Source organism: Pseudomonas sp. Pseusp49 (genome assembly GCF_059491875.1).
In genome coordinates this window covers 6555981-6569053 of the sequence record NZ_CP168514.1, presented here as the reverse complement: position 1 = coordinate 6569053, position 13073 = coordinate 6555981, and the positions used below count along the sequence as shown (strand labels likewise).

The 13073-nt window shown below is 61.0% G+C and carries 12 protein-coding genes; 8 read left to right on the top strand and 4 right to left on the bottom strand.

From position 1 onward, the window contains the following. Window position 1 precedes the first annotated feature (1 nt). From ACEN83_RS29415 to ACEN83_RS29405, 3 genes are all read right to left on the bottom strand, one after another. Window positions 2–2845 carry a class I adenylate cyclase gene (locus ACEN83_RS29415; protein WP_495579061.1) on the bottom strand — a complete coding sequence of 948 codons (2844 nt, stop codon included), beginning with the start codon at window positions 2843–2845 and terminating at the stop codon, window positions 2–4. A gap of 192 nt (window positions 2846–3037) precedes the next feature. After that, window positions 3038–3283: a TIGR02647 family protein gene (locus ACEN83_RS29410; RefSeq protein WP_007980796.1), complete on the bottom strand. Its 246-nt coding sequence runs from the start codon at window positions 3281–3283 to the stop codon at window positions 3038–3040. Window positions 3284–3464: 181 nt separating this feature from the next. Next, window positions 3465–3749: a hypothetical protein gene (locus ACEN83_RS29405; RefSeq protein WP_007978820.1), complete on the bottom strand. Its 285-nt coding sequence runs from the start codon at window positions 3747–3749 to the stop codon at window positions 3465–3467. A 124-nt stretch (window positions 3750–3873) separates the two neighbouring features. On the opposite strand from ACEN83_RS29405, the gene ACEN83_RS29400 reads away from it, so the two are divergent. Beyond that, complete coding sequence (locus ACEN83_RS29400) at window positions 3874–4533, top strand: glutathione S-transferase family protein (RefSeq protein WP_495579060.1); 660 nt, start codon at window positions 3874–3876, stop codon at window positions 4531–4533. 123 nt (window positions 4534–4656) lie between these two features. Here ACEN83_RS29400 and argH read toward each other — a convergent pair whose 3' ends face one another. Then, complete coding sequence (gene argH, locus ACEN83_RS29395) at window positions 4657–6051, bottom strand: argininosuccinate lyase (RefSeq protein WP_007978825.1); 1395 nt, start codon at window positions 6049–6051, stop codon at window positions 4657–4659. A 524-nt stretch (window positions 6052–6575) separates the two neighbouring features. Here argH and ACEN83_RS29390 point away from each other — a divergent pair. From ACEN83_RS29390 to ACEN83_RS29360, 7 genes are all read left to right on the top strand, one after another. Then, the gene (locus tag ACEN83_RS29390) at window positions 6576–7322 is read left to right on the top strand and encodes a LytR/AlgR family response regulator transcription factor (RefSeq protein ID WP_007978827.1); all 747 of its coding nucleotides are present in this window, start codon (window positions 6576–6578) and stop codon (window positions 7320–7322) included. A gap of 138 nt (window positions 7323–7460) precedes the next feature. After that, window positions 7461–8402 (top strand): hydroxymethylbilane synthase, encoded by a 942-nt coding sequence (gene hemC / locus ACEN83_RS29385; RefSeq protein ID WP_104450254.1) that lies wholly within the window; start codon window positions 7461–7463, stop codon window positions 8400–8402. Beyond that, complete coding sequence (locus ACEN83_RS29380) at window positions 8399–9166, top strand: uroporphyrinogen-III synthase (protein ID WP_495579059.1); 768 nt, start codon at window positions 8399–8401, stop codon at window positions 9164–9166. The genes hemC and ACEN83_RS29380 overlap by 4 nt, the downstream gene beginning before the upstream one ends. A gap of 16 nt (window positions 9167–9182) precedes the next feature. Next, entirely contained in the window at window positions 9183–10346 is a 1164-nt protein-coding gene (locus tag ACEN83_RS29375) for a uroporphyrinogen-III C-methyltransferase (RefSeq protein ID WP_495579058.1), read from the top strand. After that, on the top strand, window positions 10343–11581 hold the full coding sequence (locus ACEN83_RS29370) for a heme biosynthesis protein HemY (RefSeq protein ID WP_116579723.1): 1239 nt from the start codon (window positions 10343–10345) through the stop codon (window positions 11579–11581). The genes ACEN83_RS29375 and ACEN83_RS29370 overlap by 4 nt, the downstream gene beginning before the upstream one ends. Window positions 11582–11844: 263 nt before the next feature. Next, the gene (locus ACEN83_RS29365; protein ID WP_495579057.1) at window positions 11845–12396 is read left to right on the top strand and encodes a disulfide bond formation protein B; all 552 of its coding nucleotides are present in this window, start codon (window positions 11845–11847) and stop codon (window positions 12394–12396) included. Window positions 12397–12573: 177 nt separating this feature from the next. After that, window positions 12574–13032 carry an Rsd/AlgQ family anti-sigma factor gene (locus ACEN83_RS29360; RefSeq protein WP_057712794.1) on the top strand — a complete coding sequence of 153 codons (459 nt, stop codon included), beginning with the start codon at window positions 12574–12576 and terminating at the stop codon, window positions 13030–13032. Window positions 13033–13073: the final 41 nt, after the last annotated feature.

Genomic DNA, 13073 nt, shown 5'->3' with positions numbered 1-13073 from the left:
TTCAGACCTGATCGAGCGCCTCGTTCAATGCCTGCTCCAGGTCTGCTTTGTAACGCAGGTACAAATGGGTGGAACTCTGCCCTTCGCCGAGCAGGCCTGACAGGTCGAGGTCGGTGATGTAGCAGCGGTAGCGTTCGGTTTCCCGGCGTTGCCCGACGATTTCCCGGGCGACCACGCTGAACAGCTGGTCGCCATGCTCCAGCTCGGAAAACTCCCGTTGATTGCAATACAACGTCACCTGCACCTGACCCGGTGCGGCTTTGCCAACGATCGCCTGCACGTCGTAAAACGGTTTGTTCACTGGCGTCTGCGGCGCCGGTCGGGCTTCAATGCGGCGCGCCCGGCCAGGGCCTGACGGCAACAACTGGCAATACCGGGTGTCGAGGTTCAAGGGGGGGACAGCGTCCATTGGCAACAGGGCATCGCGACGGTACTGGATCGATTGCAGGAAACGCTGCAGCGGCACCAGCAGGCTTTGCTCGTCGTGCCAGGGCAGGCGTTGTTGCCACAGGGCATTGAACTCATCGAGCACGTACAGATCGGCCTGACCTTCGTTGACCCGGTAGAACACCTGGATGCAGTCCGGCTGGCCCGTTGGCAGGAACAGCGCAAGGTCGTGCTCCTCCAGTGCGTTTGGGTCCAGGTGAAGCGGGCTGTAGCTCGCCATTTCTTCACCCAGGTAATCGATCAACGCCGGCAGGGTGTCCAGTGCGATGTGCTGGACCTGTCCCGGCACCAGCTCCAGCACGTGGTAGTGCTGCTGGACCTGGATCAGGTAGCGGTGATTGAGCCGGCTCAGCAGCAGGTTCTGCGCAGTGTCGAGGATGTCTTCCACCCGTTGGGCGATGAACTGCGCGCGGTTATGGCAGAAACAGCGCACCTTCAGCTTCGGCTGTTGCGGCCCGGCTGGCAGGTTGTTGAGGTAATCGCGAATGCAGTCGAGCAGGGCGTGGGGGCCGTCGTAGCGAGCCACCAGCACTTCGTTCCAGCTATTGAGCGTGACCTGGTCCAGCGTCAGCACCAGGTTTTCCCGAACCCCGGCGTAGCTCAGGGAATCGGTGCGCTCGGTGGTCATCAGGATGTTCAGGTCACGATGGTGCTTGAGCGGATCGATGCCGACATTCACCAGAATCAGCACTTCACTCGGCACGCTGGCGCGCAGCAGAGGCTCTTCGGCGACGGTGGGCAAGGGCAGGGCGATAGTCTGTTGCAGGCTGCCGAGCAGGTTGAACAGCTCGAACTCGCTCAAGTCGCTTGTGCCAGGGTGCAGGGCCAGGCGGGTGCTGCTGTCGATTACGCCATTGCGGTGGCACCAGGTCAGCAGCTCGAGCAAGTGACGGCTGCGTTTGATCGGCGCGAAATGTTCCCACTCCAGCGCCGTCAGGCTGCCGTTGTACAAACCCCATTGGCTTTGCCCCGGTTCTTTCCTGTTCGGCGCGTGTACCAGCGTCAGGGTGTCTTCGGCCAGGTCCGGGGCGATACCGGGGTTGATGAACTCGACTTTGCCGGCCTTGCGCTCGAACGCGGCGTATAGCCGACGCCCGAGCACGCTCAGGTCGCGCTTGTTGATGCGGCTGACCGTTTGCTCCTGTCGGGCAAACTGGGTGAGGAAGCGGTAGCTGTAGTTCAGTTCATTGACCAGCGCCCGCCGCTCGGAGCCGACCTGGCGGACTTTCCACTGGCTGCGGCTATCGAGCAGGGCCAGTTGGCGCTGGTCCCAGCGCCATTCATGGGCCAGGCGCTCGAGCAAAGAGCGTTGCCAGCTCTGGGTGCGGCTATTGCCGGTGAGTTTGCGATTGACCTTCAGGTACAACGCGCGGCGCACCAGTTCCAGCCGTTCCGGTTCGTTGCGGGCGATCAGGTATTCCTCGATGCGCCGGTACACCACGACGTACGGGTCCAGTTCGTCGAGGTCGAGCCGGTTGGCGAACACCGCTTGCTTGAAGCGCAGGCTCAGGCAATGGACCCAGGGGTGTTCGCTGGCATAGACCTCGGTCAGCAGCAGCTTGAGTACCGACTTGTAGGGCGACTCGATGCCCTTGAACAGCTGCCAGAGCCCGGCGCCGATAAATTCGCCGGGCGGGATAAAGGCCAGGTTGCCGAGGTCGAGGGTTTCATCGGCGCGGATAAAGCGTTTGGAGATCAAGGTATGGGTGTAGCGGTCGTAGTTCGATTCTTCGTAGACCGGCACCAGCCACCAGATCGGCGTACGCCCGGCCAGCCAGATCGCGGTGCGGTAAAACTCGTCCAGCAGCAGGTAGTGCTGGGTGGTGCCGCAATCCTCCGAACTCAGCTGGGTATCGCGCTCGCCACGGACGAAACGGGTCGGTTCGATCAGGAAAAAGTGCGCTTCGGCGCCTTGGCTGGCGGCCCAGGCTTCCAGCAGTTGGCATTTTTTGCGCAGTTCGGCGAGTTCGTTCTCGGTCAGGTCCGGCCCATGGCAGACCCACACATCCATGTCGCTCTGGTCGGCCTGGGCCAGGGTGCCGAGGCTGCCCATCAGGAACAGTCCGTGAATCGGCCTCGGCGGGTTGCTGCCGTGGCGAGGCTTGTAGGAAAACGAGCGGGTCAGGCGCTGGGCTTCTGCGAGGACATTGGCGTCCGGTTCGAAATTCGACAGCCCCGCCGGCGTACTGCCGGAAACGTAGCCGGGCAATAGCGGATGATTAACGTGGAAAAACAGCGGCAGCAAGGTCAGGACCCCTTGCTGGCGGGTCGACAAGCCTTCCATGGCGCGCGCCATGCGCCCTTCGTTGAGTTTCAGAAAGCGTGCGCGCAGCTGGCTGAGAACCTTGCGGTCGATTCCCTCGTCCAGATCGGGGCGGATTTCATGGGTGCGGGTCATGTCAGCTCAAACCGGCTCGCAGGGCACGGACGTGGGGGTCTCAGGTGGTGGCAGTTTAGCGCCTTGAGGCGAGGACTTTTAAGCTGAATTATTTTTCTGGCGTCAGATTTCTATCGGCGGGGACAGGAATCAGGGAGGGATGTGCCCGCGGAAATCCCTGGATCGGGGTCTCCGTGGGCGATGCGGCAGAATTCAGGCTGTTACTTCGGCGTTAAGAATAGTCAGCACGCTTTGCACATTTTGCGCGGCATCACGACCCAGGCTGGTCAGGTAGCCACCATCAGGCTGATCGGTCAGTTCTTTTTCAAAGAGGCGTTTGGCGGCGGCTATGTGTTTCGGGGCAGCGGTCTGATGAATTTTCAGACCTTCCTGGGAACTGTCCAGGTTGAAGAGTGCGAGGACTTCCAGTTCGGCAACCAGCTCAGGGGTAAGCGACATAAGGACTCCAGACTTTCTAGGAATTGGACGACAGCGCTCCTAAGGTGAACCCGCTTGTCCGGCATGTCCAGTGCTGGCGACAGAGATTTTTTGACCCGTATGAAAAAGATCGCAGCCTGCGGCAGCTCCTGCATGGATCGCATTCCAGGTAGGAGCTGCCGCAGGCTGCGATCTTTTGATCTTACTGCTTTTGCGGCGGCAACTCGGGCAATGCGCGCAGCGCGGCTTCGTACCATTCGGTATTGAACGCGCGGTCTTCTTCGAGGATCGCGTCGATTTCTACCGCCAAAACGTGAGCCATCAGGTTGAGAATCTCTTCCCGCTCGTAGCCCACCAGGGTCAACTTGTTGAAGGTCGCCTTGGCCGCTGGCGGGTTGTCGCTTTCGATCTGATTTTCGATAGCTTCGATCAAGGTATTTTCGGCGAATTCTTCTTCGTCGTCTTCGATGTCGATTGGCTCGCTCATGGCAGGCTCCTCAGGGAAAGGCGGCCAGTTTACCCGTATTCATTGGCGTGATGCTGCTGGCAAGAAACCCTCGAGCGTTCTATAAACAGGCACTGCCCACCCCGCACGGCCTGGAGGCTTTGTGATGATCAAGCTTTATGGATTCTCCGTCAGTAACTACTACAACATGGTCAAACTGGCGCTGCTGGAAAAAGGACTGCCTTTCGAAGAAGTGCCGTTTTACGGTGGAACCACCCCCGAAGCACTGGCCATCAGCCCGCGAGGAAAGGTCCCGGTGCTGCACGTAGAGCAGGGGTTCATCAATGAAACCAGCATAATCCTCGAGTACCTCGAGCAAAATCAAAACGGTACGCCGCTGCTGCCGAGCGACCCGTTCGAGCGCGCGCAGGTGCTGGCACTGGCCAGGGAAATCGAACTGTATATCGAGCTGCCGGCGCGCGCCTGCTACGCCGAAGCGTTTTTCGGCATGACCCTGCCGGATGCGATCAAGGAAAAAACCAAGGCCGAACTGTTGCTGGGGGTGGCTGCGTTGGGCCGGCACGGCAAATTCAGCCCTTACGTGGCTGGCGACAGCTTGAGCGTGGCGGATCTGTACTTTCTGTACAGCGTGCCGCTGGCGTGTGGCGTGGCGCACAAGTTGTTCGGCATTGATTTGTTGGCTGAAATGCCGAAGGCCAAGGCGTTGCTGGAGCGTCTGGAACAGAATCCGAATGTGAAGCGGATCGCGGCGGACAAGGAGGCGGCGATGCCGGCGTTCATGGCGATGATTGCTGCCAAGAGGTAGGTTTTGTAGCGTTCTGAAGTCAGTCATCGCGGGCAAGCCCGCTCCCACAGGATTCGTGTCGTGCCGCAGACTCGCGAACGACACACAACCCTGTGGGAGCGGGCTTGCCCGCGAAGCTTTTATCTAACGGCTGGCCAGCAGCGCCTGACCGCGAGCGACAGCAGCCTTCACCTGCGCCGGCGCGGTGCCGCCGATGTGGTTACGGGCATTGACCGAGCCTTCGAGGGTCAGCACGGCGAACACGTCCTGATCGATCTGGTCGCTGAACTTGCGCAGTTCTTCCAGGCTCATTTCCGCCAGGTCCTTGCCGCTGTCCACGCCGTACTTGACGGCATGGCCGACGATTTCGTGGCAATCACGGAATGGCAGGCCGCGACGCACCAGGTAGTCGGCCAGGTCGGTGGCGGTGGAGAAGCCGCGCAGGGCTGCTTCGCGCATCATCGCGTGCTTGGGCTTGATCGCCGGCACCATGTCGGCAAAGGCCCGCAGCGAGTCGCGCAGGGTATCGGCGGCGTCGAACAGCGGTTCCTTGTCTTCCTGGTTATCCTTGTTGTAGGCCAGGGGCTGGCCTTTCATCAGGGTCAGCAGGCCCATCAGCGCGCCGAATACGCGACCGGTCTTGCCGCGCACCAGCTCCGGCACGTCAGGGTTTTTCTTTTGCGGCATGATCGAGCTGCCGGTGCAGAAACGGTCGGGCAGGTCGATGAACTGGAATTGCGCGCTGGTCCACAGCACCAGCTCTTCGGAGAAGCGCGAAAGGTGCATCATCGCGATGCTGGCGGCCGAGCAGAATTCGATCGCGAAATCGCGATCGGAGACGTTATCCAGCGAATTGCCGCCAACCGCGTCGAAACCCAGCAGTTGGGCGGTGTATTCACGATCGATCGGGTAGGTGGTGCCGGCCAGTGCCGCGCTGCCCAGCGGCATGCGGTTGGTACGCTTGCGGCAGTCGACCAGGCGCTCGTAGTCGCGGCTGAGCATCTCGAACCAGGCCAGCATGTGGTGCCCGAAGGTCACTGGCTGGGCGGTCTGCAGGTGGGTGAACCCTGGCATGATGCTGGCGGCTTCGCGCTCGGCCTGCTCCAGCAAGCCTTTTTGCAGGCGAGTGATTTCGGCCAGGATCAGGTCGATTTCGTCACGCAACCACAGGCGGATATCGGTGGCGACCTGATCGTTACGGCTGCGGCCGGTGTGCAGTTTTTTACCGGTCACGCCGATGCGGTCGGTCAGCCGCGCCTCGATGTTCATGTGGACGTCTTCAAGGTCGATGCGCCAGTCGAACTGGCCGGCCTCGATTTCACCCTGGATGGTCTTCAGGCCATCGATGATGCTGTCGCGCTCGGCATCGGTCAGCACGCCGACCTTGGCCAGCATGGTGGCGTGGGCGATCGAACCCATGATGTCGTGGCGATACAGGCGCTGGTCGAAAGTGACGGAGGCGGTGAAGCGGGCGACGAAGGCGTCGACGGGTTCACTGAAGCGGCCGCCCCAGGACTGATTGGTCTTGTCAGTGCTCATGAATTCGCTCGTATCGGCTTGAAGAAAGAAGGCGTGGAACGCTGGCGCGGATAATAACAGGGTTGCCAACCCTGTCGCTGACACTGGTCGATACGTTTTTTGGTGTAGGAGCGAGCTTGCTCGCGATGGGCGTTAACGATAGCGCGTACTTCCTGGATAAACGCGTCGACGCCAGGTTCATCGCGAGCAAGCTCGCTCCCGCATTAGCGCAACGATATTTTTCAATTGAGCAATAACGTCCCGGCAACCGTCTACAGTTGGACAGTAGGATCAGCGCACTTCTCGGTGCAGCCGCTGACCCATAAGAAGAGGGGGGTGTTCATATTGCATATCAGCAAACCCTGTGGCGATGTGTCGCCAATGCGGGCCTGGGCCGCCAATCGCCCGGCAGATGAAAATTTAGCCGCCGGACCAGCGGCACTTTTTGACGCTCGGGCTAGTCTTAGCGTGGATCGCGGTGACGGACGTCACTTCACCTGTCTACGCTATCCTTGTGCGAGACTCACGCAGGAATCCAGCGCAATATGAATGTCCTGATCGTTGATGACGAACCCTTGGCCCGCGAGCGCCTGTGCCGAATGGTTGGCGAACTCGAGGGATACAGTGTCCTGGAGCCTAGTGCCACGAATGGCGAAGAGGCGTTGGCACTGATCGACAGCCACAAGCCGGATATCGTGCTGCTTGATATCCGCATGCCCGGCCTCGATGGCCTGCAAGTGGCTGCACGGTTATGCGAACGCGAAACTCCGCCCGCCGTGGTGTTCTGCGCCGGGCCCGATGAATTTGCCGTGGAAGCCTTACAGGCCAGCGCCGTAGGCTATCTGGTGAAACCTGTGAGAACTGAACAGTTACATGACGCATTAAAGAGAGCCGAGCGCCCAAATCGTGCCCAGCTCGCCGCCCTGACCCGTCCTGCTGCCGAAAGCGGCAGCGGACCGCGCAGCCATATCAGTGCCCGAACCCGTAAAGGGATCGAGCTGATCCCGCTGGATCAGGTGGTGTACTTCATTGCCGACCACAAATACGTAACCTTGCGTCACGAAAACGGTGAAGTACTGCTCGATGAGCCACTCAAGGCCCTCGAGGACGAATTCGGTGACCGTTTCGTGCGTATCCATCGCAACGCACTGGTCGCCCGTGAGCGTATCGAGCGACTGCAACGCACACCCCTGGGGCATTTCCAACTGTTCCTCAAAGGCCTCAATGGTGATGCGCTGATCGTCAGCCGGCGCCATGTGGCTGGCGTGCGCAAGATGATGCAACAGCTCTAAACAGCTGTGCGCAGGCGAATTTCACACCCGATTGCCGGACATCCGGGGCCAGGGAGGCCGAGTAGTATCTGATACAAGTCAAAGTGGATTTGGCTGAGCTGTTATTATCCGCCGTATCTATTCAGTACGGATTGATCCATGTCCTCTCGCGAAATCCGCATCGCCACCCGCAAAAGCGCACTCGCCCTGTGGCAGGCCGAATACGTCAAAGCCCGCCTTGAAGCGGCTCACCCGGGGCTGCTGGTGACTCTCGTCCCCATGGTCAGCCGTGGTGACAAGCTGCTTGACTCACCGCTGTCGAAAATCGGCGGCAAAGGCCTGTTCGTCAAGGAACTCGAAACCGCGCTGTTGGACAATGAAGCCGACATCGCCGTGCACTCCATGAAGGACGTGCCGATGGACTTCCCAGAAGGTCTCGGCCTGTACTGCATTTGCGAACGGGAAGACCCGCGCGACGCCTTCGTTTCCAACACCTTCACCAGCCTGGACGAGTTGCCTCAGGGCAGCATCGTCGGCACCTCCAGCCTGCGCCGGCAGGCGCAATTGCTGACCCGTCGCCCCGATCTGGAAATCCGCTTCCTGCGCGGCAACGTCAACACGCGCCTGGCCAAGCTCGATGCCGGTGAATACGACGCCATCATCCTTGCCGCTGCCGGCCTGATCCGGTTGGGCTTTGAAGATCGCATCACTTCGGCCATCAGTGTCGACGACAGCCTTCCGGCCGGTGGCCAGGGTGCGGTGGGTATCGAATGCCGCAGCGCCGACAGTGAAATCCATGCGCTGCTGGCGCCCCTGCATCACCAGGACACCGCCACCCGCGTGACCGCCGAACGTGCCCTCAACAAGCACCTCAATGGCGGTTGCCAGGTACCGATTGCCTGCTACGCCGTGCTGGAGGGTGAGCAGCTCTGGTTGCGCGGTCTGGTGGGCGATCCAGCGGGTGGCCTGCTGCTCAGCGCACAAGCCCGTGCCCCTCGCGGCGATGCCGAGGCACTGGGTGTGCGTGTCGCTGAAGACCTTCTGAGCCAGGGTGCCGACGCCATTCTCAAAGCGGTCTATGGCGAGGCAGGTCACGAGTGACCGGCTGGCGCTTGCTGCTGACGCGTCCCGCCGATGAGGCGGCGGCGCTGGGCAGTTTTTTGGCCGAACAGGGGATTTTCAGTAGCAGTCTGCCGCTTTTGGACATCGTGCCGATTGCGGCGACTGACACAATGCGCCAGGTGATTCAGACGCTGGAAAAGTTCTGCGCAATCATCGTGGTCAGCAAGCCGGCCGCCCGGATCGGCGTCGAACTGCTCGAGCGGTTTCGGCCAGCGCCGCCCGCTGTGAAGTGGTTCAGCGTCGGCGCGGCGACAGCGCAGATCCTCCAGTCTCACGGATTGGACGTGAGCTTCCCGGCAGAGGGTGATGACAGTGAGGCCTTGCTCGAACTTTCCCGCCTGCGCGAGGCTATCGCACCCCCCGATGCGCGAGTGCTGATTCTGCGCGGGGAGGGCGGGCGCGAGTTGCTGGCTGAGCGTTTGCGTGAGCTTGGTGCTAGTGTCGAGTATCTGGAGCTGTACCGCCGGGCAATGCCGGTTTACCCGCCGCAAGTGCTGCCGCAACGGATCCAGGCGGAACGCCTGAACGGGCTGGTGGTCAGCAGTGGACAAGGTTTTGAGCACCTGCATCAATTGGCCGGCGATGCCTGGCCGCAGTTGGCGCGGTTGCCGTTGTTTGTACCAAGCCCCAGGGTTGCCGAGCTGGCGCGTGCCGCCGGGGCCAAAACAGTTGTGGATTGTCGCGGCGCGAGTGCCGCGGCCTTGCTGACGGCGTTACGGGAGCAACCCGTACCCGTTTTCTGATGCAAAGGATGGATACGTGAGCGAAACAGCCTTGCCTAAAGATGACTCGCGACCGGTGCTTGATGCACCTGTTGATGCTCCTCTAGAAGAAATGCCGCCGCCGTCACCAGCTGCCGAGCAGCGTAGAGGCAATGGTCTGGCAATCCTCGCACTGTTGCTGGGCGCGGCTGGTGTCGCGGTGGGCGGCTGGGGTGTCTGGCAGGTGCGTCACCTGCAGGCCAACAATCAGCAGCAACTGAGTCAGGTGCAGGCGCTGAATGACCAGGCGCAGAACCTCAAGCTCAATGAGGAGCGTCTGAGCGCGCGCCTGGCACAATTGCCGCCTGCCGATGAGCTGGAAGCACGCAGTCGCCTGGTGATCCAGCTGCAAGGTGATCAGCAGCGTTTGAACCAGCGTCTGGAAACCGTACTCGGCGCCAGTCGCAAGGACTGGCGTCTGGCCGAGGCCGAGCACTTGCTGCGTCTGGCCAGTCTGCGACTGTCGGCCTTGCAGGACATCAGCAGCGCCCAGGCACTGGTCCAGGGTGCCGACGAGATACTGCGCGAGCAGAACGATCCGGGCTCCTTTGCCGCGCGCGAGCAGGTGGCCAAGACCCTGATTGCCTTGCGCAGTACCGAACAACCGGATCGCACCGGGCTGTTTCTGCGTCTGGGCGCGCTGCGCGATCAAGTGGCCAGCCTCACCGAGTTGGCACCGGAGTACAAGGATCGTGGCGATTCACTGCTGGGCCTGACCGCCGATGGCGACGGTGCCAGTCGCTGGGCGCAATGGTGGGATCAGATTTCGCGCTACATCCGTATCGATTTCAATGCCGATAAAAACGTTCGCCCATTGCTGGCCGGCCAGAGCCTGAGTCAGGTACGCCTGGCCCTGAGCCTGGCGCTGGAGCAGGCACAGTGGGCTGCACTCAATGGTCAGGCTGCGGTGTACTCCCAAGTGCTGGACGAAGCGCGGGACATCCTCAAGGGCAACTTCAACCCGGACAACTCGCAAAGCAAAGTCATGCTTGAGCAGGTCGCCGAGCTGAGCAGGCAACCTGTCACCGTAGTCACTCCAGACATGACCGGCACCCTTAGCGCGGTGCAGGGGTACCTGGAACGGCGCAACGTCAACGCCGAAGAGTCGGTCAAGCCAATGGCCAGGCCTGCCGCGAACAACGCGCTGGAGGCCACGCCATGAAGCGCCTCTATGTGATCGTGTTCCTCGCGATTGCCGCTACCGCTGCACTGGGGCTGGCGATTGCCGAACATTCCGGTTACGTGCTGATTGCCTACAAGACCTTCCGCTATGAGTCGAGCCTGTGGGCTACTTTGGCACTGGTGGCTGTGCTGTGGTTGGTGATCTGGGGTATCAAGGCGCTGGTCGAGCTGGTGATGGCTTCCAGCGGGGTGGTCAACCCGTGGTCCCGGCGTAACCGCAGCCGTCGGGTGCAGGTGGCGATCGAGCACGGTCAACTGGACCTGGCCGAGGGGCGCTGGGCCAGCGCGCAACGTCACTTGCATCGTGCTGCCGAGGCCGAGCGCCAACCGTTGCTTTACTACCTCGGTGCGGCCCGTGCCGCAAACGAACAAGGCAATTACGAAGAAAGCGACAACTTGCTGGAGCGCGCCCTGGAGCGTCAGCCTCAGGCCGAGTTGGCGATCGCCTTGAACCACGCCCAGTTGCAGACTGATCGCGGTGATACCGACGGCGCCCTCGCCACCCTGCAAGCCATGCGTGAGCGCCATCCTCATAACGCACAGACCTTGCGTCAGTTGCAGCGCCTGCTCCAACAACGTGGTGACTGGTCGGCCGTGATTCGCCTGCTGCCGGAGCTGCGCAAGGACAAAGTCCTGCCGGCGGCCGAACTCGCAGAACTGGAGCGTCGGGCCTGGGGGGCGAACCTGTCCCTGGCGGCGCAACGGGAAGAAAACGGAGCGGTGGGGCAACAAGCGCTCGAACGTGCCTGGCAGCAACTGACCTCGGCGCAACGCCAGGAGCCGCAACTGGTGCTCGCCTATGCCGAGCAACTGCGGCAACTGGGGGCTCAGGTCGAAGCAGAGGAAGTCCTGCGCACCGCGCTCAAACGCAGCTACGACAGTCATCTGGCTCGTCTCTACGGGCTGGTGCGCGGCAATGATCCGGCCCGCCAGTTGCAGGCTGCTGAAGGCTGGCTCAAGGACCATCCGGCCGATCCTGGCCTGCTGCTGACACTGGGTCGTCTGTGCCTGCAAAACAGTTTGTGGGGCAAGGCGCGGGACTATCTGGAAAGCAGCCTGCGTGTACAACGCAATCCGGAAGCCTGTGCGGAGCTGGCGCGGCTGCTGGCGCAAATGGGCGATACCGAGCGCAGCAACCAGCTGTTTCAGGAAGGCCTGGGATTGCTGGATGAGCGCTTGCTCGCGGCCCCTCTGCCAGTGGCAGTCCGCGCTTGACCCATTCGCTGGCGCCAGTCTCCGGCGCCTGTGTAATGGACTGCGGCGAGGCAGCAATCGCCCTCGTCGCAGTGAGATGATTCGCTGAAATACGGTTACGCATTCTCGTCGCAGGCAAAGTCCTACAGAGGACTACTTTTTATCCTCTCGTCTGCGTCGGGATTTCCCTACACTTCTGCTGAAGTCTCCGTGGGCGCCTGCCTTGAAAGGCCGCCGGGCTTTCCTCTACCGTAACGGCCTGTCACTACTTTTACGGATAAGCCATGTCTTTGGCCTGCTCACGCTCCTTGTTTTTCATGGCTTTCATTGCGGGTGCCCTGGCGTTGGGCGTTTCCTACTACCTGGAATATGCAGTTGGCCTGCGGCCTTGCGGCTTGTGTCTGGTGCAGCGGTTTTGTCTGGCGCTCCTGACCGGTGTCTGCCTGATGGCTTCGGTCCATGGTCCAGGTCGCATCGGAACCGTTCTGTATTGGCTGCTCAGTCTTGGTTGCAGCCTGGCCGGCACTGTCACGGCGTGGCGACAGGTTCTGCTGCAAAGCCTTCCGATGGAACAGGCAGCAGCGTGCTCGACCCATCTGGCGGATCTGTTCGCCGGTTCTGCGCTGCTCTCCGTCCTGCAGCAAGTGTTCAAGGGCGCTGTCGATTGTGTGGAAATTTCCTGGACGCTGTTCGACCTGAGTCTCACGGAGTGGAGCCTGCTGTTCTTCGTCGCGATGATGATTCTGGCCGTTTACCAGTCGTTGCGACTGGTCTGGATCAGCTATCAGCGACCGCTCAGCGACGAGTCGTCGCACCGGGCCTTTGCCGGCGATTAAACACTTGTATGAACTTTATCGCCTGCGTACCTTGAAGCCAGTGTCGTGCGGGCATAATCTGGCCCGCACGTGTCATTGGAATTATGTTGCTCGATGACGCTCTGCCTGACCGCCCACCGATGTTACAAGAGGCGAGCGGGCATAGAGCAGCTGACCCACAAGGGAAGAGAGATCACCATGCTCGAAAGTTGTCAGAATGCTCAGGAACGCTGGGGTGGAGTGCACCTGCTGATCGATCGCTGGTTGCAGGAACGACACGAACTGATCGGGGCCTATGACGCTCTTGGCGCAAAGCCTGAGGCGTTGGGTGAAAACCGCAAGCCTTTGCAGGAATTCTGCGGCGTGCTGGTCGATTATGTATCGGCCGGGCACTTCGAGATCTACGAGCAACTGACGGGGGAGGCCAAGGCCTTCAACGACAAGCGTGGCCTGGAGCTCGCCGAGACGATCTACCCGCGCATCGACGTCATCACCGAAAAGCTGCTCGCGTTCAATGACCTGTGTGATGCAGGAAAGTGTGTCGCCGAAGAGTTCAAAACACTCGGCGGACTGTTGCATGAACGCTTCGAGCTGGAAGACTGCCTGATCGAAGTGCTGCACACGGCTCACAAGGAAGCCGATTCGGTTCAGGCCTGAAGCGCTTTCTGCAAGATCCCGAAACGGCGTGCCAAGGCACG

Bases quoted from the DNA above. Each gene is read 5' to 3' on its own strand.
- ACEN83_RS29405 (WP_007978820.1), bottom strand. From the start codon at position 3,749: ATGAGCGAGCCAATCGACATCGAAGACGACGAAGAAGAATTCGCCGAA.
- ACEN83_RS29410 (WP_007980796.1), bottom strand. From the start codon at position 3,283: ATGTCGCTTACCCCTGAGCTGGTTGCCGAACTGGAAGTCCTCGCACTC.
- ACEN83_RS29365 (WP_495579057.1), top strand. From the start codon at position 11,845: ATGTCTTTGGCCTGCTCACGCTCCTTGTTTTTCATGGCTTTCATTGCG.
- ACEN83_RS29400 (WP_495579060.1), top strand. From the start codon at position 3,874: ATGATCAAGCTTTATGGATTCTCCGTCAGTAACTACTACAACATGGTC.
- ACEN83_RS29390 (WP_007978827.1), top strand. From the start codon at position 6,576: ATGAATGTCCTGATCGTTGATGACGAACCCTTGGCCCGCGAGCGCCTG.
- ACEN83_RS29370 (WP_116579723.1), top strand. From the start codon at position 10,343: ATGAAGCGCCTCTATGTGATCGTGTTCCTCGCGATTGCCGCTACCGCT.
- ACEN83_RS29415 (WP_495579061.1), bottom strand. From the start codon at position 2,845: ATGACCCGCACCCATGAAATCCGCCCCGATCTGGACGAGGGAATCGAC.
- ACEN83_RS29360 (WP_057712794.1), top strand. From the start codon at position 12,574: ATGCTCGAAAGTTGTCAGAATGCTCAGGAACGCTGGGGTGGAGTGCAC.
- argH (WP_007978825.1), bottom strand. From the start codon at position 6,051: ATGAGCACTGACAAGACCAATCAGTCCTGGGGCGGCCGCTTCAGTGAA.
- hemC (WP_104450254.1), top strand. From the start codon at position 7,461: ATGTCCTCTCGCGAAATCCGCATCGCCACCCGCAAAAGCGCACTCGCC.